This window comes from Mesorhizobium sp. CAU 1732, from assembly GCF_039888675.1.
Classification (GTDB): Bacteria; Pseudomonadota; Alphaproteobacteria; order Rhizobiales; family Rhizobiaceae; genus Aerobium.
On record NZ_JBDQQR010000001.1, the window covers coordinates 3,483,328 to 3,509,917 of the forward strand.

26 protein-coding genes are annotated in these 26,590 nt (G+C 62.7%); 12 read left to right on the forward strand and 14 right to left on the reverse strand.

Going from position 1 to position 26,590, the window contains the following annotated elements; all coding sequences use genetic code 11:
• Positions 1 to 60: 60 nt before the first annotated feature.
• The 3 genes from AAFN55_RS17000 to AAFN55_RS17010 all read left to right on the forward strand — a co-directional run bounded on the left by AAFN55_RS17000 (position 61) and on the right by AAFN55_RS17010 (position 2,918).
• Positions 61 to 1,041, forward strand: coding sequence for a C4-dicarboxylate TRAP transporter substrate-binding protein (locus AAFN55_RS17000; RefSeq protein WP_347800010.1), 981 nt, complete (start codon positions 61 to 63; stop codon positions 1,039 to 1,041).
• Positions 1,042 to 1,137: 96 nt separating this feature from the next.
• Positions 1,138 to 1,641 (forward strand): TRAP transporter small permease, encoded by a 504-nt coding sequence (locus AAFN55_RS17005; RefSeq protein ID WP_347800011.1) that lies wholly within the window; start codon positions 1,138 to 1,140, stop codon positions 1,639 to 1,641.
• On the forward strand, positions 1,641 to 2,918 hold the full coding sequence (locus AAFN55_RS17010; protein ID WP_347800012.1) for a TRAP transporter large permease: 1,278 nt from the start codon (positions 1,641 to 1,643) through the stop codon (positions 2,916 to 2,918). Before AAFN55_RS17005 ends, AAFN55_RS17010 begins: the two co-directional genes overlap by 1 nt.
• Positions 2,919 to 2,962: 44 nt before the next feature.
• On the opposite strand, the gene AAFN55_RS17015 is transcribed toward AAFN55_RS17010, so the two are convergent.
• From AAFN55_RS17015 to AAFN55_RS17040, 6 genes are read right to left on the reverse strand one after another with little or no spacing between them, the layout of a single operon-like run.
• Entirely contained in the window at positions 2,963 to 3,766 is an 804-nt protein-coding gene (locus AAFN55_RS17015; RefSeq protein ID WP_347800013.1) for an enoyl-CoA hydratase/isomerase family protein, read from the reverse strand.
• A 19-nt stretch (positions 3,767 to 3,785) separates the two neighbouring features.
• Positions 3,786 to 5,444, reverse strand: a complete 1,659-nt coding sequence (locus tag AAFN55_RS17020; protein WP_347800014.1) for an AMP-binding protein — start codon at positions 5,442 to 5,444, stop codon at positions 3,786 to 3,788.
• A 1-nt stretch (position 5,445) separates the two neighbouring features.
• On the reverse strand, positions 5,446 to 6,243 hold the full coding sequence (locus AAFN55_RS17025; RefSeq protein ID WP_347800015.1) for an ABC transporter permease: 798 nt from the start codon (positions 6,241 to 6,243) through the stop codon (positions 5,446 to 5,448).
• Positions 6,240 to 7,082: an ABC transporter permease gene (locus AAFN55_RS17030; RefSeq protein ID WP_347800016.1), complete on the reverse strand. Its 843-nt coding sequence runs from the start codon at positions 7,080 to 7,082 to the stop codon at positions 6,240 to 6,242. The genes AAFN55_RS17025 and AAFN55_RS17030 overlap by 4 nt, the downstream gene beginning before the upstream one ends.
• Before the next feature lie 18 nt (positions 7,083 to 7,100).
• Entirely contained in the window at positions 7,101 to 8,150 is a 1,050-nt protein-coding gene (locus tag AAFN55_RS17035; protein WP_347800017.1) for an ABC transporter substrate-binding protein, read from the reverse strand.
• A gap of 45 nt (positions 8,151 to 8,195) precedes the next feature.
• Positions 8,196 to 9,254, reverse strand: coding sequence for an ABC transporter ATP-binding protein (locus AAFN55_RS17040; protein ID WP_347800018.1), 1,059 nt, complete (start codon positions 9,252 to 9,254; stop codon positions 8,196 to 8,198).
• A gap of 117 nt (positions 9,255 to 9,371) precedes the next feature.
• Between AAFN55_RS17040 and AAFN55_RS17045 the strand changes: the two genes are divergently transcribed.
• Both AAFN55_RS17045 and AAFN55_RS17050 read left to right on the forward strand, forming a co-directional pair.
• Positions 9,372 to 10,037 carry a TetR/AcrR family transcriptional regulator gene (locus AAFN55_RS17045; RefSeq protein WP_347800019.1) on the forward strand — a complete coding sequence of 222 codons (666 nt, stop codon included), beginning with the start codon at positions 9,372 to 9,374 and terminating at the stop codon, positions 10,035 to 10,037.
• 127 nt (positions 10,038 to 10,164) lie between these two features.
• The gene (locus AAFN55_RS17050; protein WP_347800020.1) at positions 10,165 to 10,323 is read left to right on the forward strand and encodes a hypothetical protein; all 159 of its coding nucleotides are present in this window, start codon (positions 10,165 to 10,167) and stop codon (positions 10,321 to 10,323) included.
• 19 nt (positions 10,324 to 10,342) lie between these two features.
• On the opposite strand, the gene AAFN55_RS17055 is transcribed toward AAFN55_RS17050, so the two are convergent.
• Positions 10,343 to 10,603 carry a DUF982 domain-containing protein gene (locus tag AAFN55_RS17055; RefSeq protein WP_347800021.1) on the reverse strand — a complete coding sequence of 87 codons (261 nt, stop codon included), beginning with the start codon at positions 10,601 to 10,603 and terminating at the stop codon, positions 10,343 to 10,345.
• A 35-nt stretch (positions 10,604 to 10,638) separates the two neighbouring features.
• On the opposite strand from AAFN55_RS17055, the gene AAFN55_RS17060 reads away from it, so the two are divergent.
• The 3 genes from AAFN55_RS17060 (at position 10,639) to AAFN55_RS17070 (ending at position 13,622) form a co-directional block, all read left to right on the forward strand.
• Positions 10,639 to 11,100, forward strand: a complete 462-nt coding sequence (locus AAFN55_RS17060) for a DUF982 domain-containing protein (protein ID WP_347800022.1) — start codon at positions 10,639 to 10,641, stop codon at positions 11,098 to 11,100.
• Between the two features lie 187 nt (positions 11,101 to 11,287).
• Positions 11,288 to 12,265, forward strand: coding sequence for an HWE histidine kinase domain-containing protein (locus tag AAFN55_RS17065; protein WP_347800023.1), 978 nt, complete (start codon positions 11,288 to 11,290; stop codon positions 12,263 to 12,265).
• Positions 12,266 to 12,302: 37 nt separating this feature from the next.
• Positions 12,303 to 13,622, forward strand: a complete 1,320-nt coding sequence (locus AAFN55_RS17070) for a glucoamylase family protein (RefSeq protein ID WP_347800024.1) — start codon at positions 12,303 to 12,305, stop codon at positions 13,620 to 13,622.
• Between the two features lie 23 nt (positions 13,623 to 13,645).
• Here the strand turns inward: AAFN55_RS17070 and AAFN55_RS17075 are convergent, their stop codons facing one another.
• The 7 genes from AAFN55_RS17075 to AAFN55_RS17105 form a co-directional block, all read right to left on the reverse strand.
• On the reverse strand, positions 13,646 to 15,028 hold the full coding sequence (locus tag AAFN55_RS17075; RefSeq protein ID WP_347800025.1) for an FGGY-family carbohydrate kinase: 1,383 nt from the start codon (positions 15,026 to 15,028) through the stop codon (positions 13,646 to 13,648).
• Between the two features lie 2 nt (positions 15,029 to 15,030).
• Positions 15,031 to 15,348 (reverse strand): L-rhamnose mutarotase, encoded by a 318-nt coding sequence (gene rhaM / locus AAFN55_RS17080; RefSeq protein ID WP_347800026.1) that lies wholly within the window; start codon positions 15,346 to 15,348, stop codon positions 15,031 to 15,033.
• Positions 15,348 to 16,367 (reverse strand): ABC transporter permease, encoded by a 1,020-nt coding sequence (locus AAFN55_RS17085; protein WP_347800027.1) that lies wholly within the window; start codon positions 16,365 to 16,367, stop codon positions 15,348 to 15,350. Before AAFN55_RS17085 ends, rhaM begins: the two co-directional genes overlap by 1 nt.
• A complete protein-coding gene (locus AAFN55_RS17090; RefSeq protein WP_347800028.1) occupies positions 16,364 to 17,338 on the reverse strand; it encodes an ABC transporter permease in 975 nt (324 codons plus the stop codon). Before AAFN55_RS17090 ends, AAFN55_RS17085 begins: the two co-directional genes overlap by 4 nt.
• On the reverse strand, positions 17,335 to 18,873 hold the full coding sequence (locus AAFN55_RS17095; protein ID WP_347800029.1) for a sugar ABC transporter ATP-binding protein: 1,539 nt from the start codon (positions 18,871 to 18,873) through the stop codon (positions 17,335 to 17,337). Before AAFN55_RS17095 ends, AAFN55_RS17090 begins: the two co-directional genes overlap by 4 nt.
• A 275-nt stretch (positions 18,874 to 19,148) precedes the next feature.
• The gene (gene rhaS, locus AAFN55_RS17100) at positions 19,149 to 20,144 is read right to left on the reverse strand and encodes a rhamnose ABC transporter substrate-binding protein (RefSeq protein ID WP_347800030.1); all 996 of its coding nucleotides are present in this window, start codon (positions 20,142 to 20,144) and stop codon (positions 19,149 to 19,151) included.
• 45 nt (positions 20,145 to 20,189) lie between these two features.
• On the reverse strand, positions 20,190 to 20,999 hold the full coding sequence (locus AAFN55_RS17105; protein ID WP_347800031.1) for a DeoR/GlpR family DNA-binding transcription regulator: 810 nt from the start codon (positions 20,997 to 20,999) through the stop codon (positions 20,190 to 20,192).
• A gap of 186 nt (positions 21,000 to 21,185) precedes the next feature.
• On the opposite strand from AAFN55_RS17105, the gene AAFN55_RS17110 reads away from it, so the two are divergent.
• From AAFN55_RS17110 to AAFN55_RS17125, 4 genes are all read left to right on the forward strand, one after another.
• On the forward strand, positions 21,186 to 23,288 hold the full coding sequence (locus AAFN55_RS17110; protein WP_347800032.1) for a bifunctional rhamnulose-1-phosphate aldolase/short-chain dehydrogenase: 2,103 nt from the start codon (positions 21,186 to 21,188) through the stop codon (positions 23,286 to 23,288).
• A gap of 11 nt (positions 23,289 to 23,299) precedes the next feature.
• Positions 23,300 to 24,592 carry an L-rhamnose catabolism isomerase gene (rhaI, locus tag AAFN55_RS17115; RefSeq protein WP_347800033.1) on the forward strand — a complete coding sequence of 431 codons (1,293 nt, stop codon included), beginning with the start codon at positions 23,300 to 23,302 and terminating at the stop codon, positions 24,590 to 24,592.
• An 86-nt stretch (positions 24,593 to 24,678) separates the two neighbouring features.
• On the forward strand, positions 24,679 to 25,251 hold the full coding sequence (locus AAFN55_RS17120) for an NUDIX hydrolase (protein ID WP_347800034.1): 573 nt from the start codon (positions 24,679 to 24,681) through the stop codon (positions 25,249 to 25,251).
• Positions 25,252 to 25,626: 375 nt separating this feature from the next.
• A complete protein-coding gene (locus AAFN55_RS17125; protein WP_347800035.1) occupies positions 25,627 to 26,559 on the forward strand; it encodes a YbhN family protein in 933 nt (310 codons plus the stop codon).
• Positions 26,560 to 26,590: the final 31 nt, after the last annotated feature.

Sequence of the window (26,590 nt, forward strand, 5' to 3'; positions counted from 1 at the left end):
GTCCATTTCAGTTGGCCCGACCCGACGGGGTTCGAAAGTCAGTTTTCAGGGAGGTAGATCGTGACCGCTTTTAGGATAATTGCCGCAGCCGGCGCATTGGGACTTGCAACGGTTTCCGCCAGCGCAGCAGACATCAACCTGCGGCTGGCAACGGTCTCGTCGACCGGCGAGCCGATCTACAAGGCGATGCAGTTTTTCGTCGAGCGCGTTCGGGAGCGGGTTGGCGATCAGGTGTCGATCACGATCCATCCCAATGGCGAACTCGGCGCCGCGCTCGAAGTTTACGAGCAGGTCAAGATCGGCGCGCCGGTGATCCAGAATTCCGATCCGGGATACCTTTCCGACTATGTCGCGGATTTCGGCGTCCTCAACGGACCCTATTTGCTGGAAGATCCCAAGGACTTTGCCAAGATCCTCGAATCCGACCTTTTCGACGGCATGAAGTCGCGGCTGCGCGACACTGCCAGCTTCGAGCTTCTCTCGACCAACTGGTTCTTCGGTGCGCGTCACGTCATTTCCGATCGCGAGATCCGCAATCCCGGCGACATGAGCGGTCTCAGCATCCGCGTACCGCCCAACGTCATGTGGATCGAGACGATTGGTGCGATGGGCGGACGCGGCGTCCAGCTCGACTGGAGCGAGGTCTATACCGGCCTGTCCACCGGCGTCGTGCAGTCTGCCGAGGCCCCTCTTGCAGCACTTTATGCATCCAAGCTCTACGAGCCTGTGAAGACGGTTTCGATGACCGGCCATTTCAAGGCGTTCGTCGGCCTCGTCATGAATTCCGATCTTTTCGCGTCGTATCCGCCGGAGGTTCAGGAAGCGCTCACGCTGGCGTCCATCGAGGCCGGCGAGTTCATGACGGACCTCGTCATCGACTCGGAGAACGAGTTCGTTGAGCGTCTGGAGGCCGAAGGCGTGACGGTGGTCCAGGATATCGACGTCGCCGCGTTCCAGACCGCGACCAGCAAGGTCTATGAGGCGTTTCCGGACTGGACACCCGGCCTGCATCAGGACATTCAGGCCATCCTCGCTGATTGATAGCCTGACAGCCATTCAAAGCCGGTCCGCGAGGGCCGGCTTTCTTCATCAGCCGTCAACCGACGCCGAAACGCGTCACTGCGACAGGAGCCATCGATGATGAGACGCCTTTTGCTGGAACTCGATATCGTCGTCGCGAGCCTCTCGCTGTCGGTCGTCGTCGGCAGCGTCATATGGGGCGTGCTGACCCGCTACATTCTGAGCCAGCCAGCCACCTGGACGACGGAACTCTCGGCGATCGCCTTTGCATGGGTCGTTTTCTTCGGCGCCGCCGCCGCATTGCGCCGTGGCATGCTGATCAGCATCCCGCTCGTCGTCGACCTCTTCCCCTCGCGCATCCGCAAGCTCATCGCAATCTGCGCCGGCGCGCTCGTCGTCGCCTTTCTCGTCTACACGACATACCTCGCCTACACGCTCGCCGGTCAGGCCAGCAACCGTCCCTCCCCGGTGCTGCGCATCTCGTTCTTCTACGTCTATGGCGGCATCGCTTTGTCGCTGCTGATCATGAGCGGCCACGCGATCGCGCAGTTCGTGGTGATCCTGCGAAGCCGCGGTGGCGGGATATTCCCGCAAGCCGACGAGCAGATCGAGAGCCTGTGATGATGGACTATCTCCCGATCTTCATCCTGCTCGCGCTTCTGGCCCTCAACGTTCAGGTCGCCTTCGCGATCGGTATCGCCGCGATCTCGTTCTTCCTGTTTTCCGGCGAAATGCCGATGCAGATTTTCGTGCAGCGTTTCGTCGCCTCGACGCAGTCCTTTCCGTTGCTCGCCGTGCCCTTCTTCATCCTCACCGGCGCGATCATGAACGAGGCCGGGATCACGCAACGCATGCTCAAGCTTGCCGAGACGCTGACCGGACACATGACAGGCGGCCTCGGCCAGGTGAACGTCATGCTGAGCACGCTTTTGAGCGGCATGTCGGGATCGGCCAATGCCGACACCGCGATGCAGTCGAAGCTATTGGTGCCCGAGATGGTCAAGCAGGGCTACGACAAGGGTTTCTCCGCGGCGCTGACCGCAAGCTCGTCGGTGATTGCAGTCATCATCCCGCCGGCGATCGGCCTCGTCCTCTACGGCTTCCTGGGCAACGTATCGATCAAGGACCTGTTCATGGCCGGCATCGTGCCCGGCCTCCTGCTTGCGGTCGCGATGATGATCACCGTCAACATCATCTCGCGCCGTCGCGGCTATCTACCTAGCCGGGCAACGCCCGCAAGCTGGGGCGAACGCTGGCGCGCTTTCAAGGGCGCGTGGCTCGCCCTGCTGATCCCCGTCGGGATCATCGGCGGCATCCGCTTCGGCCTGTTCACGCCGACCGAAGCCGGCGCCATGGCCGTAGTCTACACGACCATCGTGGGCCTCATCTATGGCGAGTTCACGAGGTCGAGCTTCGTGACAGTCGTCAAAGACACGGTGCTGGCGACGGCCGGCATCATGCTGATCATCTGCGCGGCGAATGCGCTCGGCTTCTACATGTCATGGGTCGGTATTCCGGCCAAAGCGGCATCCCTGCTGATCGGCATCAGCGAGAATCCGATCGTCATCCTGCTTCTGCTGAATCTGCTGCTGCTTGTGGTCGGCATGTTCATTGAAGGCACGGCGCTGCTGATCCTGCTCACGCCGATCCTCGTGCCCGTGGTCCTTCAGCTTGGCGTGGATCCGGTGCATTTCGGAATCATCATGGTGCTCAACCTGACGATGGGCGGCATAACGCCCCCGCTCGGGACGCTCATGTTCGTCGCCTGCACCATAACGGGTGTGAGTATCGGCAAGTTCATCAAGGAAGCGATTCCGTTCATCGCAACCCTTCTCGCCGTGCTGATGCTTCTTACCTTCGTGCCGCAGATTTCGCTGTGGCTGCCGGGACTCGGGTGAGATGGGCACGCGATCGCGATCGCGTGCCTCCAGGATTGCCGGCGCTACTTTGCCGGCGACTTGTAGAGGAAATCCTCGACGCGCTCTTCACCGCCATATGCCAGACGCTGCATCCGGTAGAGGTTCTTCGAGTGGTCGAGCGCTCCCTGCCTGGACATATCCATGCCCTTCAGCGAGGCTTCCATCTCGACGCGCAGCGCGATAAGCGGGTGGCGCGCGATGCGGTCGGCATACTCCTCGGCCTTCGCCAGCACCTGATCCGCCGGAACGACGGCGTTGACCAGATTCGCCCGCAGCGCCTGTTCGGCAGTCAGCGGATCGCCGGTCAGCAGCATTTCCATCGCAACCGTGTGCGGGATGAAGCGCGAGAGGCGCGTCGAGCCGCCTGCCCCGCCCATGCCATAGGCGATCTCGGGAAAGCCGAACTTCGCATCTTCGGACGCGACGCGAATGTCGGTCAGATGGCTCAGATAGATCATGCCCTGGCCGTAGCAGTAGCCGCGCACGGCCGCGATGATCGGCTTGTAGCGTTCCAGCGCCAGCACATCGCGCGACCACGTGAACGTGTCGGGCACCTTCGTTTCGGTCCGATGCTTCGGAGATAGGTAGTATTTCAGCTCCTCCATCGGCGTATCGAACTTGGCGTACTCCGTCTTGATATCGTCGCCGGCCGAAAAGGCGCGGTCGCCGGCGCCCTGCATGATGCCGACATTCACCTCGTCATCGTTGAGGAACTCCAGCATATGGCCGTAGAGTTCCTTGTGCATCGCCGGCGTCATCGGGTTCACGCTTCCGTTGCGGATCGTGAAATATCCGACCTTGCCCTTGCGCTCGTATTCTATCGGCATTGAATCAACCTCTCTGTGTTCAGAGCCAAGCGCCGGCGACGCGATCGAAGCTGCCGACACGAAGGTCGGGCTTCTCGGCAACCAGCTTCTGCTTGGCGATTTTTTCGGATGGGGTCTTGGGCAGCGAGTCCCGATATTCCAGGAAGCGTGGAATCTTGAAGGCGGCGAGCCGCGTCTTGCAGTGCTCGAAGATGGCTTCGGGCGGCACGTCCTGCGGGGTCGTTCCGGGCTGCAGGACGAGGTAGGCCTTCACCTCCTCGCCACGCGAAGCATCCTTGACGCCCACGGCCGCCGCCTCCAGCACGCCCGGCAATTCGCGCAGCACGGCCTCGACCTCGCGCGCGGCGATGTTCTCGCCGCTGCGGCGGATCATGTCCTTGAGACGGCCGACGATGTAGTGAAAGCCCTGCGCGTCCTTCCAGAACAGGTCGCCGGTCCGGAACCAGTCGCCGAAATAGGACGACGCGTTTGCCTCCGGCTTGCGGTAGTAACCGAGCATGATACCAGGCCCGCGCAGGCACAGCTCGCCGACCTCGCCGACGGCCACCTCGTTGCCCTCGGCATCGACGATTTTTGCCTCGCGGAAAGGCGATGGTCGCCCGCAGGAGCCCGACCCGACCATATGCGTCGCTTCACGCGGCAAAAACAGCGCGGAACCGACCTCCGTCATGCCAAAGGATTCACGCGCAACCGTGTTGTAGCGCCGCTCGAGATCGGCATGACGCTCCTTGTCGAAGCCGAAAATCGAAATACGCTTGAGGCTGTTCTGGCCGTCGCGTTCGCTTTCCGGAAGCTGGTAGACGATTTCGGGAAACAGGCAGTAGTGGATGTCGTAGTCGCGCACCCAATCCATGAAGCGGCTGGAGCTTGCACGGCGCGCGACGAATATCTGGCCGCCGGCGCGCATCGCCATCAGCGTCAGCCATTGCGGGTCCATGTAGAAATAAGGCTGGGCTGCAAGGATGTTCGTCGCCTGTTCGTCCTGGCCCCCACGCATTTCAGCCACCAGCGACAGGGTCAGCCAGTAGCGATGGGTGAGCATGCAGCCTTTCGGAAAGCCGGTCGTGCCCGACGTGTACTGGATGTTGACGAGATCATCGATCGCCGGCTCGGGCAGGCCGGCGGGAAGATCGGGCGCACTCGCCTGCAACTCCCACAGCGAACGTCCGGTCTCGGCATCGCCGACCACCAGCAGATGATCGGGGCCGAGCGGCGCTTCGTCTCCCAAGGCGGCATAGGCCGGCAGGCATTCGGCATCGATGACGAGAAACGTCGATTCCGAATCCGTCAACACATAGTGCAGCTCGCGCCCGGTATAGTTGATGTTCACCGGCACCATCACCGCGCCCAGCCTGGCGATGGCAAGCCAGGTCGCCGGAAACTGCGGGATGTTCGGCAGCATCACCGCCACATGCGTGCCCTGTCGCACACCGGCTGCGTAAAGCGCGGCCGCGGTACGCTTGATCCGCGCCTTGACGTCAGCATAGGTGGCGGTCTGGTCCTCGGCCTCCTCGAAGAATGTCCACATCAGCTTGGTGGAATTGGCTGAGACGGCCTGGTTCACCAGCGCCCAGATGTTCGCCGGCAGAGCCGTCGCCTCGATCGTGCTGACGAGGCGTTCAACGTCCTTGGCGAGAGCGGGCCAGTTGTCCTTGGTGATGGTTGCGTCCACGGTCATGTCACGCCTCGGGAGGTGTTGCGGATTGATAGCGCTGTTCGTTTCGCCGACGGATCAGCTCGCCGATGCCCATGCCGACGATGCTGAGCGCGGTCAGCATCACGGCGACGGCTGGAACCGTCGGATCGAGCTTCAGCCCCAGATCGTTCCAGATGCGGACGGGAAGCGTCTGCGCGCCGCCGGAGATGAAGAGCGTGATGATCAGTTCGTCGAAGGATGCGAAGAAGGCGAGAATGCCGGCTGCGAACATCGACGGCACCAGATAGGGCAGCGTCACCAGCATGAAGGCCTTGACCGGCCCGGCCCCAAGAACGCGCGCCGCCCGCTCGATAGTCGTGTCGAACCGCCGCAGGCTGGCGGAGACGATCATCACGACATAGGGCATCGCCACGATCGCGTGCGCGAGCGTCAGGGCAAACACGTTATCCACGAGTTGCCAGCGCAGGAACACGATGTAGAGCGCAAGCGCCAGAACGACCGTCGGCAGGATCAGCGGCGCGATGAAGATCGCCGTCAGAACGCCCTTCCCCGGAAAATCCCCGCGCACCAGCGCGATCGAGGCGAGCGTTCCGAAGACGAGGCTGACGGCCGTCGCGCCGATGCCGACACGGAAACTGAGGACCGCGGCCGAGACCCACGTCGGATCCTGGAAGAAGGCCGCATACCAGCGCAGCGACAGCGAGCTTGGCGGAAACTCCAGGAACTGGCTCTCGGACAGCGAGATCGGAACGAGGAAGATCAGCGGCAGGATCAGGAAGCCGGTCAGCACGACGAAATAGACTGCAAGCGCGCGTCTCATCGGCCAAGCCCCGCGCCGGTGAATTCGACGCGCCTGCGCATGACGAGCCAGAACAGCCCCAGGCATGTCAGCGTGACTGCCAGAAGCGCCGTTGCGAGAACGGCGGCAAAGCCCCAATTCAACGTCTGGTGCACCTGCAGGTCGATCAGGTTCGCGATGATGATGCTGCGGCGTCCGCCCAGAAGTGCCGGCGTGACGAAGAAGCCGAGGCTCAGAATGAAGCAGATCAGCCCGCCGGTCGCCGCACCGCTGACGCTCAGCGGGAAGAACACCTTCCAGAACGCCTGCGACCGCGATGCACCAAGCGACCGCGCGGCCTTCATCAGGTCCTTCTCGATGTCGAGCATTGCCGCGAGACAGGTGATGATGACGATCGGCAACAGAATCTGCACCATGCCGATGTGCACGGCAAGGTCGGTGTAGAGCACCTGCACCGGCGCGACGCCAAGCAGCCCGAGGCCCTTGTTCACGATGCCTTCGCGGCCAAGGATGACGATCCAGGTGTAGGTGCGGATGAGGATGCTGATCCAGAACGGAAGCAGGATCAGGTAGGTCACGTAAGCTCTGGTCTTCGGTTTCAGCCCGCTCATGAAATATGCGGCCGGATAGCCCAGGATCAGGCAGATCGCGGTCACGGATGCCGCGAGCACGAAGGTTCGCTCCAGAACCACGACCGCGACGCGCGAATTGACGAGTTCCGCAATGGGACCGAGCGTGAAGCCGCTCTCGTCGAAGATGCTGAGACGCATCACGCCGAAGAGCGGCAGCACGAAAAGAAGGCCGGCCAGCAACACAGCCGGTGCGAGCAGAAGCAGGAGGGTCGGCCTTCTCATGATCATGGATTTGGACCCGTCAGCCTAGATGAGCAGCCATTCGTTCCAGCGATTCTGAACCTCTTCGAGGTTCTTCGCCCACCATTCCGAGTTGAACGGGAACTGGACTTCCGCATTGGCCGGCGCCGTCGGCAGCGTGGCGACGAATTCCGGCTCCAGAAGCTCCATCATGCCCGGGACGAAGCCCGGATACGGGATCACCTTGACGAACGCGGCGGACGCGACCGGATCCATGCGGAACTTCATGAACTCCATCGCTTCCTTCGGATGCTTGGCCCCCTTCGGAATACCGAGATAGGACAGCATCAACGCGCCGCCGTCCCAGCTTATGTCGACGGGCTTGCCCTCGTCCTTCAAAGGCGTGATGCGGCCATTCCAGCATGAGGTCATGTTGACCTCGGCATCGACGAGAAGCTGCACGTGCTGGGCGCCATTGTCCCACCAGACCGGAATGTGATCCTTCAGCTCGTCGAGCTTGGCAAAGGCGCGATCGACGTCGATCGGGTAGATCTGGTCGAGCGGAACGCCGTCGGCGAGAAGCGCGAATTCGAGATTGCCCTTTGGCGAATTCTCCAGCGAGCGCGGTCCGGGGAACGCCTCGACGTCCCAGAAATCGGACCACGTCTTGGGCAGCTTGTCGGCCGGGAAACGGTCGGTGCGAAAGGCGATCACGGTGGAGTAGGATGCGCGCACCATCGCGGTCGGCAGCTTTGCGACCTCCGGCAGTTCGTTCTTCGGATCGACGATCGCGTAGTCGATCGGCTCGAGCCAGCCGGCTTCGGTCGCCAGCACGACATCGTCGCCGTTCAGTTCGGTCAGGTCCCATTCCACATTGCCGGACTCGACCATCGCCTTCAGCTTCGGCAGGCTGACGGGCGCAGTGGAGCGCACCTTGATGCCAGTCGCCTCCGTGAACGGGTCTTCGAAGAGCTTCTTCAGCACTTCCGCCAGCGAACCGCCTGATCCGTTGACGACGATCGTCACGTCGCTCTGCGCGTATGCGCGGGCGGTCATTGCGGCCAGCGCGGTGGAAGCGGCTGCGATATTGAATGCACGTCTTGTCAGATTAGCCATGTGACATTCCTTTTGGACCTTGTTCAGTTCCCCATGCTCTCCGGATCACTCCGGCAGATAGATCAGGCTCTCATCGTCGAAATCGAACCGCACCTCAGAGCCGGGCTCGGGCATCTGTGTGCCCTGGGTGCGCGGCTCGATGAGCGAGATTTCCTTTCCGTCCGCGCCGGTCAGCACGTAACGGATGGAGTTGCCGAAGAAGACAGCCTGTTCGAGGCGCGTCACCACGCGGCCCTGAGGCGTGCGGCGCATATGCTCCGGGCGCAGCGCCACATAGCCGGCCGACGGCAGCGCCCGCCCCGTGATCTCGATCGGCCCGATGCCTTCCATGGAGACGCTGGCGCCTTGCGAGCCCAGAACCTTGAAAATGTTGTTGGACCCGATGAACTCCGCCACGAAGCGCGAGCTCGGCCGGTCATAAAGGTCTTGCGGCGTGCCGAGCTGCCTGATGAAGCCCTTTTCCATCACCGCGAGCCGATCAGAAAGCGTCAGCGCCTCGCCCTGGTCGTGCGTGACGTAGATGACCGTGCAGCCGATCTGGCGCTGATACTGCTTGATCTCCAGTTGCAGCGTCTCGCGCAGCTTGAGGTCCAGCGCTCCCAGCGGCTCGTCCATCAGGAGAACACGCGGCTCGAAGACGACGGCGCGCGCGAAGGCGACACGCTGCTTCTGGCCGCCGGAAAGCTCGTGCGGCATCCGGTCTGCGAGCCCGTCGAGCCGCACCATCTCGAGCGCCTTGAGCGAACGGGTGCGAATTTCGGCTTTCCCCATCCCGCGCATTTCAAGCGGAAAGGCGACGTTCCCCATCACGGTGCGGTGCGGGAACAGCGAATAATTCTGGAACACCATGCCGATACCGCGCTTTTCGGTCGGCACACGCGCGATCGACACGCCATCGATGAGGATGTCGCCCTCGCCGATATCGATGAAACCCGCCAGGCAGTTCAGGGCCGTCGTCTTGCCGGACCCGCTGGGGCCGAGCAGCGTCATAAACTCGCCGGGCGCCACGGTCATGGAAAATTCTTCGAGCGCAACGAAGCTGCCATAGGTCTTGCGGACCTTCCTGAACTCGATGGATGAACCTCGGTGAACGGTGTTCGTCAAAGGCGGCTCCCTGCGCTGGAGGCAAAAGTGACGACATTGTCATTTTCTGTCAAGCGACTTTCGGAAGAGCCCGTGCATTGCTATGTCTGGGGCGCACAGGAATGAGGACGAAGCGCGATGTTCGACTATGTCGAATTTCTGGAACAGAAGCTTGCGGAAGCCGGTAATGCGAGAAAAACCACCCGGACCGAGTTGCAGATCGAGATCGCGACGGCGACGCTGTTGCGTTCGAAGGCCTATCATTCGATCTCGGTCAACATGATCGCCGAGCAGGCGAACCTCGCCCACGGAACGTTCTACCGCTACTTTGCCGGCAAGCGGGACGTCGTGGCCAAGACGTTGGCGGACTACTTCGAATTCGTGCGCACGACGCGCCCGGCCGTGCCCCCTGGCGCTTCCGACCTCGAAGCGATCGAGATCGGAAATCGCAACTACGTCCGCTGCTTCAGGCAGAATGTCGGCCTGATGCGGTGCCACTTTCACCTCAAGGATGAAGACGATCTCATCGCCCAGGTCGGGCGCGACGCCGACAAGGGCATGTCCGAGCGCATCATCAGGCGCATCCGGCGCGGGCGCATCGTCAGCGACGCCGAGCTTCCCGAACTGCGCTTGCGCACCTATTGCCTGATCAGCATGGTCGACGAACTGTTGCTCAAGATTTACGGCCAGACCAATCCGCCTCTCGCCGAATTTGCCGACGATCCCGACATGGTCGCGTCGACCGTCTCGCGCCTCTGGCACGCCGCGCTTTATGAGACGGAACCGCTGTCAGCCGGGCGCTAGCCGCCGGTCTGTCGACGGCGTTGGGCGATATGCGGCGTTTTTTGCCCTGATGGCCGCCATTTTATGAGCATTCGATTGCAATGCCGGGCGGGTACCGTATTTAGGGCTCAAACAAGAGAGGACGAAAATGGCCCGGACACCGAATTACAATTACGAGCGGCAGGAGCGCGATCGCGCCAAGGCAGCCAAGAAGGCCGAGAAGCTGGCGGCGAAGACTGCAAAATCCCAGCAGGACGCCGACCAGGATTCCACCCAGCCTGCGGACGACTCATCGTCCGATACCTGACGTACGAAGCGAATGCCCGTCAGGCCGGTGTCTTGTCACTGACGAAGACGTCGGCCTCGCGAGCGGCGGCGACCAGCGCCTTGCGCGAAATCGACGTTGGCCGCCCACCATCGATGGCATCGTGGCACGCCTGAACGGCTGCCCGGTGCTTGGGCCCTTTCTTCGCCGGCCAATCCTTGAGAAGAAAATCCATGGCCTCGGCGGGGGACCGCAAAAGCTCGTCGGATCCGGTTGAACGCGATTTGACGGTCACCGGAATTTCAAATCTATTTTTATCCATGGCTTCTCATAGTCCTGCTGGCGCGGAAAGGCGAGGTGCAAAGTGGCATCGCCCTCACCGCGCGTTCATCGAATAGCCCGCACGCCCGCGCTTTAACGACGTTTGCAGACATCCAAAGGGTCATCTTGCTGAAGCTGCGGCGCAGGATGAAACTTCCTGGCCGCCAGTTCGTTGAAGAACACAGGCGAAGGACAACCCTCATGGATGCCGCTCAGTTCCGATTGCCAGTGAGAATAGTCGTCGCGCCCGATGAGTCGGTGCGCGAGATTTACAGTGCCGAGGAGGCGCTGGAGTTTCTCATGATCTGGCCTCATCAGGATGGTCCGATCTATGAGCGTGCGATGAACGCGTGTTTTTCCGCGACGGTCGATGAGGATGCACGCGCCGAGGCCGAGCGATGCTTCTTGGGCTTTGCGCGCGCATCCGGCATCCTCGCACGCGACATGATCCGCGATGTCCTGAATTTCGAAGGTGAGAACCTCCATCTGCCGACCTGAACGCGGCAGACGCTCGCGTAGGCCGTAACCGCGCGGGCGGCCTGCATAGGCTGAAATGTCACGCAACCGACCGTCACATATGAAATCCCGCAGACGTATTGTGTCGTGCTACTAGGCAGACTCGAAAATCGCGTCGGCACCGGGGGCTCCCTGCCGATAGTCGACTGTCTCTGACGCGGGAGGTACAATGCCGAGTAGACGCATAGCTGACCTCGTTCTCGAGAGTGCGATCGACTATGCCATCATCACGATGGACCTCGAAGGCTTGATCACCTCCTGGAGCAAGGGCGCCGAGGCCATCTTCGGCTGGGCGGAAGATGAGATGATCGGCAGACACGCCGAAATCTTCTTCACCCCCGAGGACCGCCAGAATGGAATCATCGATCGCGAAATGCGGGATGCGCTCCAGAAAGGGCGCGGCAACGACGAGCGCTGGCATCTGCGCAAGGACGACACCCGCTTCTGGGCGAGCGGCGAAATGCTGCCATTGCACGATGGCGGCCCGACCGAGGGTTTTCTGAAGATCGTTCGCGACCGCACCGAGCAAAAGAAGGCGCGCGAACTCCAGGCCATGCTCAACCAGGAACTGAGCCATCGGCTGAAGAACCAGCTCGGCATGGTTCAGGCCATCGTCAACCAGTCCCTGCGCCGTGCCGACGACATCGAACAGGCACGGAAAGCAATCGGCGATCGGCTGGGCGTCCTGGGGCGCGCGCACGAATTGCTGCTGACGGGCTATGGCGAGCGCGCTGCCGTCCGGACCGTCATCGAAAAATCGGTCAATTTGCGTGAGGACGGCCATGCCAGCCAGTTCTCGCTCTCCGGCCCCAATCTGGAAGTCGGCCCCCGCGCGGCGCTATCCCTCGCGCTCATCTTGCACGAATTGACCACCAACGCGTTCAAATACGGCTCGCTTTCGCTACCAGAAGGCCTTGTGGAGATTCGCTGGACTATCGCCGACCTCGGCGGTGAGCCGGTGTTTCAACTGGCGTGGCAGGAGCAGAATGGCCCGAGGGTCACAATCCCAACATCGATGGGGTTCGGCTCGAGACTGATCAACAACGGCATATCGGGCGCAACCAACAGCGTCGAGACGGAATACAACCCCGAAGGCGTCCGCTGCACGATCCGTGTGTCTCTGTCCGACTTCCAGTCCGAAAATTGAGGCTGGGCTTGCACGCGCTACCATCCCCTGGAATGTCATGACCCTTCTGGAAGACGGAGTGACGGCCGATTCCAGCGCGGCACCCGCGGGACGAAAACGTTCAACGGACGGCCAGGACGTATCGCATTTTGCCGACCACGCGCTTCTGGATCTCGTGCAGCGGCAGACGCTGCGCTATTTCTGGGAAGGTGCGCATCCCGTCAGCTTCCTCGCCCGCGATCGGCAACGGCTCCACGGTGACCGCCCGAACGATCTCATTTCGGTCGGCGGTTCCGGCTTCGGCATCATGGCGGTCATCGTCGGCGTCGAGCGCGGCTGGATAGACCGCTCCGCTGCCCTGTCCCGCCTGCTGACAAGCATGGAATTTCTCGCCTCGGCAGCGCGTCATCACGGCATGTTCCCGCATTTCATGGACGGACGCGACGGCAGGACCATCCCGTTTCGGCGCAAGGACGACGGCGCCGATATCGTGGAGACGGCATTTCTGTTCCAGGGCCTCATCTGCGCGCGCGAATATTTCGCCGGCACGTCGCCCGACGAACGCCTGTTGCGAGAGCGGATCGACGCTCTCCTCGTCGATGCGGAATGGTCGTTCTTCACCCGCGGTGAAAACCGGCTCTACTGGCATTGGAGCCCGAAATATGGCTGGGCGATGAACTTCCCCGTCCAGGGTTGGAACGAGTGTCTGGTCGCGTTCGTCCTTGCTGCCGGCGCTCGCGACCACGCAATCGATCCCGAGGTCTATCATCAGGGATATGCCAAGGGGCCAGCTTTCCTGAACGGCCACGACTATTACGGAACCCGCCTGCCCCTCGGCATGCCGTTCGGCGGTCCGCTGTTCTTCGCGCACTACTCGTTTTGCGGGCTCGATCCGCGCGGGCTTGTCGACAGATACGCGGATTATTTCGAGCAAAACCTCGCCCATACGCGCATCAATCATCGGCATTGCGTGATCAACCCGAACGGCCATCGAGGCTATGGGCCCGATTGCTGGGGCCTGACCGCGTCGCATGGACCGGGCGGCTACGTCGCCTACGCGCCGGATCACGATCGCGGGGTGATCGCGCCGAGTGCCGCGCTGTGCAGCTTTCCCTACATGCCGGCGGAAGCGATGCAGGCGCTGCGAGGTTTTTTCGCCCGCCCTAGCCACCGCATCTGGGGCCGATACGGTTTCATTGACACGTTCTGCGACGACCGGGACTGGTATGCGCGGACCTATCTCGCGGTAGATCAAGGCCCAACAGTCGCGATGATCGAAAACCACCGGTCAGGCCTCTTGTGGAAGCTCTTCATGGGCGCCCCCGAAATCCGCAGAGGATTGTCGCGACTGGGCTTCTCCAGCCCTGCGCATTCGTAAATTCGCCTCGCAGATGTTTTGACTTACACGCGCCACGCAGCGATGGCTGCACGCCATGCATCGGCATAGTCGCGCAAGGCTTCATCTGGGACGACCGGCGAAACCTCATGCCCGTCGGTTTTGCGTATTTCCGATCCAGCCGCCAGCAGCGCAGCGCCGATGCTCGTACCGGTGCTGCGGCCGGCCTGCGCGTAGACAGTCCGGCCCGTGGCCGCAGCCAGCATAGCGACATACGGCTCATTACCCGCAAACGCGCCCTCGACGATCGTCTCGCCTTGCGCGCCCACGAGGTCGAGGCAGGTTGCGGTCATCAGCGCGAGGTAGAACGAGATGGCGACCGCCCTCTCCTCCAGCGTCGGCGCGCGCCCCGTCCAGCGCGGCTCATGCGCCGGAAACGGACCAGAGCCTTGCTGGACGGCCGGCAAAAGCGCGATGCGTTGGCTTACCACCGCACGAACGTCCGCATCCGTGAAACCTGAGCTCGCGCCCTGCGCCAGCAGTTCGAATTCGCGGCCACCCATGAACCGCGCGGACGGCACCGGGTCGCCGAATGCATTGACGTTGATCAGCGTATCCCGCGCCGGATCGAGCGGCACGGACTGCGTGCCGACCGCCATGCAGACGACCCAGGTTCCCGTCGAGACGACGGAAAACGGTGCCGCGCGGCTCAAAAGATGAGGCAGAAGCGAGGCATTGGAATCATGAATGCCGCAGAACACAGGCGTTTCAGGGTCGAGCCCGGTCCGTTCCGCCACAGCAGGATGGATCGGACCCAGCCTGTCCTGCGCAGGTCGGATCGGGGGAAACAGCCCTCGCCATCCAAGATGATCGACCAGCGTTGAATAGTCCGTGCGCGCGGGCGACCAGAGATCCGTGTGGCAGCCGAGCGACGTTACCTCACCGGCGGTGACACCGCAAAGCCGCCACGCCCAGTATTGCGGATACATCAGGATCGAGGCCACACGTGAGAACGCCTCGGGGAACGTCCGCGCCTGCCAGTAAAGCTGCGCACCCAGATTCAGACCGAGCGGCAGCGGTGGCGAACCCGTCTCATCGAATGGCGGTCGCACCGCATCGTAGTCGCGCCGCACCGCGTCCGGCCCATCATGCTCGTAGTCGAGCACCGGGATCGCCAGCCCTCCATCGGCATCGAGAAGCACTGCCGTCGCACCATGCGTCGTCACCGAGATCGCATCGATCCGGTGCTCGCGGCCAAGCTCCCGCAGGCTGTCGAGGATGAAGACCCACAACGCTTCGACGTCGTGGTGCGGGTACGGGCCATGCGCGAGCGGACGGTTCGGCATCTTGCGCAGCGCGATTTCGCTCAGCGTGTCGAGGTCGACCAACGCCACCTTCGCGTTGGTCTTGCCGATATCGATGACGGCGACGCGGCGTATCTGCGTCATCGTCATTCCATATGGAACACAGTTTCGAGCGGCGTCGATATCGGCTCATTGTCGGGCTTGGTTTCCATGATGTCTGCCATATGCGCCCACCACCGCTTCATCACCGGATGGTTCGGCACATCGGCCATGCCGTGATCCCTTGCCCGCCACATCACCGCGAACAGGATATCGGTTTCGGCATCGAGATGGATCGAGTAGTCCGAGACGCCCGCCTCCTTGAGAAGCGCGTGAAGTTCGGGCCAGATCGCATCATGCCGGCGCTTGTATTCGTCGCGGCAGCCCGGCTTGAGTTTCATCGTAAACGCGATCTTGTCGGCCATCAGCCAGCCCTCGCGGCGCGAAATCGCTGCCACAGGATCGGCAGCGCGATCACGACGATCAGCAAGAGGCCGATGAAGATCGACATCACGATACCCGGCACGTTGAGCAGGCCGAGGCCGAACGTCACCAGCCCCATGATGATCGCCGCAAGCACCACGCCGACGATGGACCCCGATCCGCCGAGGATCGAGACGCCACCGAGCACCACCATCGTGATGACCTCGAGCTCGTACCCCTGCGCGATCGAGGGCCGTGTAGACCCGAGGCGCGATGTCAGCAGGATCGAGGCGACACCCGCCATCAGCCCCGTCAGGCAGAACAGGATGAACTTCACCCGCTCGACGCGCACGCCGGAGAATGCTGCCGCGATCGGGTTGTTGCCGATCGCGAAGACCGTCCGCCCGAAACTCGTCCTGTGCAGGAGGAACCAGAACACCACCGCCATGAGGACGAACAGCACGATCTCGAACGAGATCACCCACCACACATAGCCCTGCCCGAAAAAGGCGAAGCTCTCGGGATAGCCGCGATAGGCCTGGTCGCCGAGGATGATGTAGGAGATGCCGCGAAACAGGCTCATCGTGCCGATCGTCACGACGATCGACGGTAGCCCGAGCCGCGTCACCAGCCCGCCATTGAAGGCGCCGCAGACGAGCCCGACCCCGAGGCCGATCAGCACGAGACCCGGCGTCCCGACGCCCGCCTGCACCGCCATGCCCATGATGGTCGAGGCGAGCGCGATGATCGCGGCGACCGACAGATCGATCTCGCCGGAGATGATCAGCAGCGCCATGGCGAGCGCGATCAGCCCCTTCTCGACGAAGTTGAAGGTGAGGTCCGACAGCGACCACGCATTGAGAAAATACGGCGATGCAAGGCTGTTGAGGATGAAGATCGCCACGGCCACCACGACGAGCAGCATCTCCCATGAGAGCAGCGCGGACCCCCACGGCCGATCCAGCCGGTCCGGCAGATGGCGGCCACGGCCGGCCGCGCTTGCGAGGTCGGTTGTCGTCATGCGGCAGCCCTCTTGAGAATAATCCGGCCCTTGCGCTTCTCGCCGCGCGTATTGAGCACGACCGCGAGAATGATGGCACTGCCCGAGATCGCAAGCTGCCAGAAGGGAGAGACGTTGATGACGGGCAGCGCACTGCCGATGATCGCGAGAAACAGTGCGCCGAGCACCGCGCCTCCCACACTGCCGATACCGCCCGCGATCGACACGCCGCCGATTACGCAGGCCGCGATGATCTGGAGCTCGTATCCGTTGGCCACCTCCGTGGAGGCGATAACGTAGCGCGACACCCACAGATAGCCGCACAACCCTGCGACCAGCCCGGACATGCAGAAGGCCAAAAACTTGGTGCGCCCGACATCGATGCCGGCATAGACCGAGGCGGTCGGATTGACGCCGATCGCATAGATCGAGCGGCCGAGCGCCGTGCGTGTCATCACGATATAGAACACGGCGATCGTCACGACCGCAAACCAGGCCAGCACCGGCAGTTCCAGAAACGAACCACGCTGGAGCGCGATGAAGGCCGGGCTCATCTTGTCCGCGTTGACCCAGGCACCGCCGGAAATCACAAAGGTCGCGCCGCGAAACACGGTCAGCGTGCCGAGCGTCACGACGATCGACGGGATACCGAGCTTCCACACCAACGCGCCGTTGAACGCGCCGAGCGTGGTTCCGACCGCCATCGCCAACACAATGAGCAACGGGATCGGGATCGCCGGATAGGCGGCATTGATCATAGCCACGACCATGCCGGTAAAAGCGAGGTTCGACGCCATCGACAGGTCGATCGACCGTGTCAGGATGACGGCCATCTGGCCGAGCGCGAGAATGATCAGGATCGTGTAATTGTTGAAGACGGACAGGAGATTTCCCGGCCGCGCAAAGGCCGGAAACCGGAACGCGACGAAGGCGACGAGCAGCGCGATCGCCGCGGCCAGCCAGATTTCCCGATGTTTGAGAAGCGATCTCATGCCACGATCCCCGCGGCCGCGCGCACCAGCGTCTCGGCGTCGAGCCCCTCATTATCGTAGAGGTGCGCCATGCGCCCTTCCCGCATCACGATGATGCGATCCGACATCCCGAGGATTTCCGGCAACTCCGACGACACCATGATGACCGACAGCCCTTCGGCGACCAGTTCGGCCATGAAGCCGTGCACCGCAGCCTTGGAACCGATATCGATGCCCTTGGTCGGCTCGTCCAGGATGATGACTTTCGGCCGCGTCGCCAGCCATTTCGCGATCACGACCTTCTGCTGGTTGCCGCCCGACAGCGTGCCCACATCCTGGCTGAGCGAGGACGCCCGCAGATCGAGCCGCTCCGTGTAGGTCCGCGCCAGCGCGAACTCTTCCGCGAGGCGCAGGATGCCCGATTTCGACGTCTTGGCCAGCGATGGCAGCGAGACGTTCTGGAAGATCGGCAGCCCGATCACGACGCCCTGCCGCCCGCGCTCCTCCGGCACATAGACGATGCCGGCCTCGATCGCATCCGCTGCCGATCTCGGCTCGATCGTCTGGCCGTCGAGCGTGAGACTTCCGGCACTCGTGCGCGTCATGCCGGCGATCGCCTGCATGGCCTCGCTGCGCCCGGCGCCGACGAGGCCGTAGAAGCCGAGGATTTCGCCCTGGCGCAGTTCAAACGAAATGTCCTCGAACTCGGTCGGATGCGACAGGCCGGACACGGCAAGCAGCGGCTTGCCGATCGCCGGCGTGCGCTCTGGAAAGATATGATCGACGGCACGGCCGACCATCATCTTGACGATCTCGCCCTGGCTGGCATCGGCCAGCATCCCCTCGCCCACCATCTCGCCGTCGCGGAAGACGGTGTACCGGTCCGCGATGCGGTAGATTTCATCGAATTTGTGGCTGATGAACAGGATCGCCTTGCCGTCGCTCTTCAGGAACGCGATCAGTTCGAACAGCTCCTCGATCTCCTTGGCGGAGAGAGCGGCGGTCGGCTCGTCCATGATCACGATGCGCGCGTCGATCGACATCGCGCGTGCGACCGCGACCAGATGCTTGCTGGCGATGCCGAGATCGCGCAGCGGCGTATCCGCGTCTATGTGGGAGGCCCCCATCGTCTCCAGCACTTCGCGCGCATTGGCGCGCATCGTCTTCCAGTCGATGAGACCGAAGCGCGTGCGCGGCGCATGTCCCAGAAAAATGTTTTCCGCGACGGAAAGCTCGTCGAACAGCACCGTCTCCTGATGGATCGCGGTGATGCCATGCTCGAAGGCTGCATGGGCGGAAGGCAGCGCGATGGCATTGCCGTCGATGGCGATTTCGCCTGCGTCCGGCTGGTAGATGCCGGTCATGATCTTGACCAGCGTCGACTTGCCGGCGCCGTTTTCGCCAATCAACGCGGTGACCTGGCCGGGATAAAGCGACAGTGCGACATCATGCAGTGCCCGCACCCCAGGGAAGCTCTTGCCAATGCCGGTCAGTGTCAGACGGGCGGCGTTGTCCGGCACATTCACGGCCAGCTTTTCGACGGTTGTGTGCATCATCGATAGGCGCCATTCCGGGCAAAGCGCGCGCCACGCTGCGCCCCTCTGGCCTGCCGGCCATCTCCCCCACACGGGGGGAGATTATCCGTCATCGGACCTCCCGTTCCACTTTCATCCCTCACGATTGGCGAAAGCAAACGTGAAGGCCGATCTCCCCCCGTGTGGGGGAGATGTCCGGCAGGACAGAGGGGGGCAACGTAGAGCGAATACACGAAATGGCCTCGCAAAGCTCGACAGACGGGCGACCAACAGCCGCCCGCCGTCGAAACCGTCGATCAATAGATCTTCGAGAACTCTTCGATGTTCGATTTGTCGAACTGGAAGGGTGCAGCCATCGCCGCCGAGTTGGTGTCGTCGAGCGTGATTTCGCCGACGCGGCCGATCGAGATTTTCGCGCCCGGCTCTGCCTTGGCTTCGTCCGTTGCCAGCGCGTGCGAGATCATCACCGCCGAATAGCCGAGATCGATCGGGTTCCACAGCGCCACCGCCTGAGATGCACCGTTGTCGATGAACTGCTTGAACTCCGACGGCAAAGCGAGGCCCGTGACGTTGATCTTGCCGATCAGGTTGTCGTCGGTCACGACCTGCGCAGCCGCCACGACGCCGACCGTCGTCGGAGCGATGATGGCCTTCAGGTTCGGATGCGACGCGATCAGGCCCTTGGCTTCGTTGGTGCTCTTCACCGCATCGTCGTCGCCATAGACGGTTGCGACCAGATTGATGTTCGGGAATTTCTCCGGCATCACCTTCTTGGCGGCTTCGATCCAGGCATTCTGGTTGGTCGCCGTCGAGGATGCCGACAGGATCGCCACGTCGCCGCCTTCAGGCAGGAAGTCGGCTGCGAGCTTGATGATGGTCTCGCCGATCAGGTCGGTGTCGGACGGGTTCAAATGGACCTGGCGTCCCTCCTGCGCGACGCCCGAATCCCAGGACACGACTGTGATGCCGCGATCCATGGCCCGCTTCAGCGCAGGCACCAGCGCGTCGGGATCGTTGGCGGAAATCGCGATCGCGTCGACCTGCTGCGCGATCAGCGAATTGACGATCTCGATCTGGCCTTCGGCCGTGGCCGACGTCGGGCCGGTGTAGATGACCTCGACTCCGCCGATTTCCTGTGCTGCTTCCTGCGCGCCCTTGTTGGCGGCATCGAAGAAGCCGTTTCCGAGCGACTTGACGACGAGCGCGATCTTCATGTCCTGCGCGGAGGCAGGGGCAGCAAACATCGCGACGCTGATCGCCGCGGCCGCGAAAAGTTTTTTCAGTACTGACATCGAACTTCCTCCCATGGTTGTTTCATGCATCGGCGCCGGCCGCGGTCACGCGGGCAGCGAAGATTCCTCCCGTCGGGCCTGAGCGACCGGCACGACGACCAGCGAGACGCCGGCCGCCTCCAGCATGCCGGCATCGCGGTCTTCCAGTCCTTCGTCGGTGATCACCGTCGCGATCCGCGACAGCCCGCACAAGATGAGGCTCGAGCGCTGCCGGAACTTCGACGAATCCACCAGCACGACGAGTTCGTCTGCCTGGTCGATCAGCTTCTGCTCGGCCTGGATCAGCAGCGGATCGCCCTCCATCAGCCCGAGCGGCCCCAACCCCTGCGCGCCCATGAACATGCGCCGCGCATAGAAATTGCGCGTCACGTCATTGTCGAAGGGCGACAGGATGATGTTCTGCTCGCGATAGATCGTGCCGCCCGACAGCGTCACCGTATTCTTGGACTGCTTCAGCAGGTGCTCGGCGATGGGAAACGAATTGGTGAAGATCGGCATGCGCCGATTGGTCAGGAAATGCACCATCTGGAACGTCGTCGTTCCGCCATTGATGATGATCGGCTCGCCATCCTTGCACAGCTCGACGGCGGCTCGCGCGATCGCGCGCTTCTGCGACGCATGCATCGTTTCGTTGACCGAGAACGGACGTCCCGCAAGACCGACGAATTGCGGCGGGGTGATCGCCTCGGCGCCGCCGCGCACGCGGCGCAGCCGCTTCTGGACATGCAATGCAGCGATATCGCGCCGTATCGTCGCCTCGGACGACGAGGTCAGATCGACCAGTTCCTGCACCGTCACGACAGGCTTTTCCTGGACGGCGGACTGGATGATCCGATGGCGCTCTTTTTCGTGCATGGTTCCTCCCTGCATCATCATTAGGGCACCGCCGCCAGGCATTGTCAATCAAGACCGATCATAAATGTGCATTGTGCGATGCAACATGATCGTTCTTGATCGTTTATGATTGACAACGCGAAGCTATCGGAGGAACGTGAGCCGGAACGATGCGCCGGACTTCAGGCGCGATGGGAGGTCCACATCATGCTCGAAACGCGCAACGCCTCGCGCCTCGCCAATCTGTGGGACGAGGGCCGAGCCTCGTCCATGAGCGAACCCGAGCGTCTGCTGTACCGGTCCAATCTGCTCGGTTCGGACAAGCGCATCACCAATTTCGGCGGCGGCAACACGTCCGCGAAGGTCCGCCAGGACGACCCGCTCACCGGCGAGACCGTCGAGGTTCTGTGGGTCAAGGGCTCTGGCGGCGACGTCGGCACGATGAAGCTCGACGGTTTTTCGACGCTCTATATGGACAAGCTCGACGGGTTGAAGCGCCTCTATCGCGGCGTCGAGCACGAGGACGAGATGGTCGGCTACCTGCCGCACTGCACCTTCAACCTCAATCCGCGCGCGGCTTCCATCGATACCCCGCTCCATGCCTATGTGCCGAAACGCCACGTCGATCACATGCACCCCGACGCGATCATCGCGATTGCCGCCTCGAAGGATTCGAAGGCGCTGACGGCAGACATTTTCGGCGGCGAGATCGGCTGGCTGCCGTGGAAGCGCCCGGGCTACGAATTGGGTCTGTGGCTCGAAAAATTCTGCGTCGAGAACCCGGATGCGTCCGGCGTGATCCTCGAGAGCCACGGGCTGTTTACATGGGGCGATACGGCGCGTGAAAGCTACGAGACCACGATCCGCATCATCAACCGCGCGATCGAATGGTTCGAGTACAAGACCGCGGACACCACCCCTTTCGGCGGCGAGAAGCATCGCGCTTTGCCCGCCGACCAGCGCCGCGCCGTCGCGGCGAAGCTGATGCCGGCTATCCGCGGCATGATTTCGGCCACTGGCCACAAGGTCGGACACTTTGACGATTCCGACACGGTCCTTGAATTCGTCAACGCAAACGACATGGAAGCGCTGGCAGTGCTCGGCACGAGCTGCCCGGACCACTTCCTGCGCACCAAGATCAGGCCGCTCGTCGTCCCGTTCGATCCGGGATCGCCCGACATCGACAAGACGCTCGCCGCCCTCCCCGCATCGGTCGAAACCTACCGCGAAGGCTACGCCGCCTATTACGAGCGCTGCCGCCACGCCGACAGCCCGGCGATGCGCGATCCCAATGCCGTGGTCTACCTCGTGCCCGGCGTCGGCATGATCACCTTCGCCGCAGACAAGGCGACCGCCCGCATTTCTGGCGAATTCTACCGCAACGCCATCAACGTCATGCACGGCGCATCCTCCGTCTCGACCTATGTCGGCCTGCCCGAGCAGGAAGCCTTCGACATCGAATACTGGCTGCTCGAAGAGGCAAAGCTCCAGCGCATGCCGAAGCCCAGACCGCTCGCGGGCCGCGTCGCGCTCGTCACCGGCGGCGCGGGCGGCATCGGGCGCGCGACGGCAGCGCGTCTGCTTGCCGACGGAGCCTGCGTCGTGCTGGCCGACATCGACGAGCAGGCGCTGGCATCCGCCGGCGAGGAGATGGCGAAAGCCTACGGCAAGGATGTCGTCCGATCCGCCCGGCTCGACGTCACCAGCGAGGATCAGGTCGCGGACGGGTTCGTCGCGGCGGCGATCGAGTTCGGCGGCATCGACATCCTCGTCTCCAATGCGGGCCTCGCCTCCTCCGCGCCAATCGAGGACACCACGCTGGAGCTGTGGAACCGCAACATGGACATTCTCGCGACGGGCTACTTCCTCGTCTCGCGCGAGGCGTTCCGCCTGTTCCGGCGCCAGAAGCTCGGCGGCAACGTCGTCTTCGTCGCCTCCAAGAACGGCCTCGCCGCGTCCCCCAACGCGTCTGCCTATTGCACCGCCAAGGCCGCCGAAATCCACCTCGCCCGCTGCCTCGCGCTCGAGGGCGCAGCCGAGCAGATCCGCGTCAATGTGGTCAACCCCGACGCGGTGCTGCGCGGCTCCAAGATCTGGACCGGCGAGTGGAAGGAACAACGCGCCGCCGCCTACAACATGTCGACCGACGACCTCGAGGAACACTACCGCGCGCGCTCCATGCTCAAGCGATCCGTGTTCCCGGAAGACATCGCCGAGGCCATCTACTTCTTCGCGTCCGACATGTCGGCAAAATCGACCGGCAACATCGTCAATGTCGACGCCGGCAACGCGCAGAGTTTTACGCGATGAGGTCGATGTCTATGACCAACGCACCAATCGCCGCCGACATCATCTCGGCGCACAACACCGCCCGCGCGCCCGACCTCGCGCGCGACTACGAAACGCTGGGCGAGCGGCTCGACCGTCGCGGTATCCCGATCGATGCGATCAAGGACAAGGTCGCGGCGTTCCACGTCGCCATACCATCCTGGGGCGTCGGCACGGGCGGCACCCGCTTTGCGCGCTTTCCCGGCACAGGCGAGCCACGCGACATCTTCGACAAGCTGGCCGACTGCGCCGTCATCCAGCAATTGACGAAGGCCACACCCAACGTCTCGCTGCACATCCCGTGGGACAAGGCCGACCTCGCCCGCCTGCGCGACACGGCCGCCCAGCTTGGCCTCGGCTTCGACGCGATGAACTCCAACACGTTTTCGGATGCGCCCGGCCAGACGCATTCCTACAAGTTCGGCTCGCTCAGCCACGCCGATGCGGCGACCCGCCAACAGGCCGTGGAACACAATCTCGAATGCATCGAGATCGGCAAGGCGATCGGCTCCAAGGCTCTGACCGTCTGGATCGGCGACGGGTCGAACTTCCCCGGCCAGTCGAATTTCACGCGGTCCTTTGAGCGTTATCTCGCCGCGATGAAGGACGTCTATGCAGCCCTGCCCGATGACTGGCGCCTGTTCACCGAACACAAGATGTACGAGCCGGCCTTCTATTCGACCGTTGTTCAGGATTGGGGTACCAACCTGCTGATCGCGCAGGAACTCGGCCCGCAGGCCCATTGCCTCGTCGATCTCGGCCACCACGCGCCCAACGTGAACATCGAGATGATCGTCGCCCGGCTGATCCAGTTCGGAAAGCTCGGCGGCTTCCACTTCAACGATTCGAAGTATGGCGACGACGATCTCGATGCCGGCGCGATCGATCCCTACCGCCTGTTCCTCGTCTTCAACGAACTGGTGGACGCCGAAGAGCGCGGCGCAGCCGGCTTCGACCCGGCGCACATGCTGGATCAGAGCCACAACGTCACTGATCCGATCGAGAGCCTCATGGTCTCCGCGATGGAGGTGCAGCGCGCCTACGTGCAGGCGCTGCTGGTCGACCGCACCGCGCTCGAAGGTCACCAGGAGGCGAACGACGCGCTGATGGCGACGCTCACGCTAAAGACCGCCTTCCGCACCGACGTCGAGCCGATCCTTGCAATGGCGCGCAGCGACGCGGGCGCCGCCATCGATCCGGTCGCGGCCTATCGCGAGGCAGGCTACAGGGCCAAAGTCGCGGCCGAGCGCCCCGTATCGACCGCCGGCGGAGGTGGCATCGTCTGACGTCAGTCCTTCCGGTTTTATTCCAATTCGCTAGATTGGCGCCCGAATCTGTCCCGACAGCAACCAGATATGGAGCGGCATCGGCTGTGGCGAAAATTACCGGAACCACCGAACTTCACACCGGCTGGACCCGGTTCCTGCGTGTTGACATCGAGGATGGTCCGCAGCGCTTTTCGCGCGAAGTCGAAGACCATGGCAACGCGGCCGCCGTGCTCCCTTACGATCCCGTCAGCCGCAAGGTCGTGCTGGTGCGTCTGCTGCGTGGCCCGATGCTCCACGCGGGAACGGACGGCATGTCGCTCGAGGTTCCCGCAGGCATCGTGGACGACGGCGAAGATTTTATGGACGCCGCACGCCGCGAGGCGCTCGAGGAAACCGGGCTCAAGATATCCGATCTCGAGCACATCGGCACGGTCTGGACGACGCCCGGCATTTCGACGGAACGGATCGCCCTGTTTCTTGCGCCGTTCGGCCCTGCCGACCGCATCGCAACGGGTGGCGGGCTGGCACAGGAGCACGAGAACATCACCGTCGTGGAACTCGATATTGCCGAACTCTGGTCCATGATGGTGCGCGGCGATCTCGCCGACATGCGCACCCTGACCCTTCTGCTCGCATTGCGCCAGCGGCATCCCGACCTGTTCGATGAGGCCGACTGACCGCCACGAGGCTATCTGCTGAACAACAGGTTCGGCACGAACAGCACGATCTCGGGTACGAAGATCAGCAGCAGCGTGACCACGCTCCCACTGGCGGTGTGAAACCGCAGTCCGACCAGCAGGATGATCGGGAGCAGCAGCGCCCAGATGCCGCCCGGATTGCTGAAGCTGCCGCCTCGTCATCGGCCCGCCAGCACCATGCCGCAAACGAGGCACATTCTCGCGGTTAATATCGAAGCGCCAATCCGCTATAATCGAATCATGGGGTAGAAAGCCTTTGGCGGGTTGATCGATTTATTTACGTTCGAAGACGCAACTGTGTCGCGATCGAGATCTTCCGTCATGCCGGCAGGCTTTCGGTAGGGGAGTAGCGTTTTGAAGTTGAAGAAGTACCTTTGGTCTATAGTTGGCCTCGTCGCGGTCGGATTCTCAGTCTGGCTGCTCTACAAGGAGTTGCGTGGCCTCTCGATCGAGGAGCTTGGCGACAGTCTGGCCGCGATTCCACTTCGAGGCTGGTTGCTTGCCGTGGTGGCGACGCTCGTCGCCTATGGCGCACTCGCCGCCTACGACCATCTGGCGCTCCTTCACCTGCGCAAGCATGTGGGCTGGCTTTACATAACCATCAGTTCCTTCACGACCTACGCGATTTCCCACAACATCGGCGCGTCGGTGCTTTCGGGTTCGGTGGTGCGGTATCGCGCGTACACGTCCAAGGGGCTGACCGGCGCCGAAGTGGGCGTTCTGGTCGCCTTCTGCTCCTTCACCTTCGCGCTCGGCACGGTGATGCTGATGGGTATCGTCCTGCTGCTCGTGCCTGATCTGGCGGAACGCTTCGTGGACGTTCTTCCGATCGAAGCCACCGCGGCATCGGGCATTTTCCTGCTTTGCCTCGTGGCCCTGTATGTCCTCGGCAGCGCGCTCGGTCTTCGCCCGCTTCGGATCGGAAAATTCGAGATACATTATCCCAGGATGGATATCGTCACGCGGCAACTCGTCATCGCCCCGATCGAGTTGATCGCCGCCGCCGCGATCATCTATTTTGCGCTGCCGGAGGCAGGGAATCCCGGCTACCTCATCGTCCTCGGCATCTTCCTGATCTCGTTTTCCGCCGCGCTGCTCTCGCATGCGCCGGGCGGACTCGGCGTGCTGGAACTCGTCTTCATCATGGGATTGTCGGAGATGGAGCCGGCGGACGTGCTGGCCGCCCTGCTTGTGTTCAGGCTTCTCTACCTGATCATCCCGTTCATCGCCGCGCTGTTCGTGGTGCTGTTCTTCGAACGCTTCCAGCTTACGAAGCAGGCAGAATAGAAGCCGACGCCGCTTCGAGCATCGGACCGAA

Bases quoted from the DNA above. Each gene is read 5' to 3' on its own strand.
- AAFN55_RS17050 (WP_347800020.1), top strand. From the start codon at position 10,165: ATGGCCCGGACACCGAATTACAATTACGAGCGGCAGGAGCGCGATCGC.
- AAFN55_RS17095 (WP_347800029.1), bottom strand. From the start codon at position 18,873: ATGATGCACACAACCGTCGAAAAGCTGGCCGTGAATGTGCCGGACAAC.
- AAFN55_RS17110 (WP_347800032.1), top strand. From the start codon at position 21,186: ATGCTCGAAACGCGCAACGCCTCGCGCCTCGCCAATCTGTGGGACGAG.
- AAFN55_RS17105 (WP_347800031.1), bottom strand. From the start codon at position 20,999: ATGCACGAAAAAGAGCGCCATCGGATCATCCAGTCCGCCGTCCAGGAA.
- AAFN55_RS17070 (WP_347800024.1), top strand. From the start codon at position 12,303: ATGACCCTTCTGGAAGACGGAGTGACGGCCGATTCCAGCGCGGCACCC.
- AAFN55_RS17055 (WP_347800021.1), bottom strand. From the start codon at position 10,603: ATGGATAAAAATAGATTTGAAATTCCGGTGACCGTCAAATCGCGTTCA.
- AAFN55_RS17020 (WP_347800014.1), bottom strand. From the start codon at position 5,444: ATGACCGTGGACGCAACCATCACCAAGGACAACTGGCCCGCTCTCGCC.
- rhaI (WP_347800033.1), top strand. From the start codon at position 23,300: ATGACCAACGCACCAATCGCCGCCGACATCATCTCGGCGCACAACACC.
- rhaS (WP_347800030.1), bottom strand. From the start codon at position 20,144: ATGTCAGTACTGAAAAAACTTTTCGCGGCCGCGGCGATCAGCGTCGCG.
- AAFN55_RS17010 (WP_347800012.1), top strand. From the start codon at position 1,641: ATGATGGACTATCTCCCGATCTTCATCCTGCTCGCGCTTCTGGCCCTC.
- AAFN55_RS17005 (WP_347800011.1), top strand. From the start codon at position 1,138: ATGATGAGACGCCTTTTGCTGGAACTCGATATCGTCGTCGCGAGCCTC.
- AAFN55_RS17090 (WP_347800028.1), bottom strand. From the start codon at position 17,338: ATGAGATCGCTTCTCAAACATCGGGAAATCTGGCTGGCCGCGGCGATC.
- AAFN55_RS17085 (WP_347800027.1), bottom strand. From the start codon at position 16,367: ATGACGACAACCGACCTCGCAAGCGCGGCCGGCCGTGGCCGCCATCTG.
- rhaM (WP_347800026.1), bottom strand. From the start codon at position 15,348: ATGGCCGACAAGATCGCGTTTACGATGAAACTCAAGCCGGGCTGCCGC.
- AAFN55_RS17035 (WP_347800017.1), bottom strand. From the start codon at position 8,150: ATGGCTAATCTGACAAGACGTGCATTCAATATCGCAGCCGCTTCCACC.
- AAFN55_RS17065 (WP_347800023.1), top strand. From the start codon at position 11,288: ATGCCGAGTAGACGCATAGCTGACCTCGTTCTCGAGAGTGCGATCGAC.
- AAFN55_RS17045 (WP_347800019.1), top strand. From the start codon at position 9,372: ATGTTCGACTATGTCGAATTTCTGGAACAGAAGCTTGCGGAAGCCGGT.
- AAFN55_RS17015 (WP_347800013.1), bottom strand. From the start codon at position 3,766: ATGCCGATAGAATACGAGCGCAAGGGCAAGGTCGGATATTTCACGATC.
- AAFN55_RS17030 (WP_347800016.1), bottom strand. From the start codon at position 7,082: ATGATCATGAGAAGGCCGACCCTCCTGCTTCTGCTCGCACCGGCTGTG.
- AAFN55_RS17075 (WP_347800025.1), bottom strand. From the start codon at position 15,028: ATGACGCAGATACGCCGCGTCGCCGTCATCGATATCGGCAAGACCAAC.
- AAFN55_RS17025 (WP_347800015.1), bottom strand. From the start codon at position 6,243: ATGAGACGCGCGCTTGCAGTCTATTTCGTCGTGCTGACCGGCTTCCTG.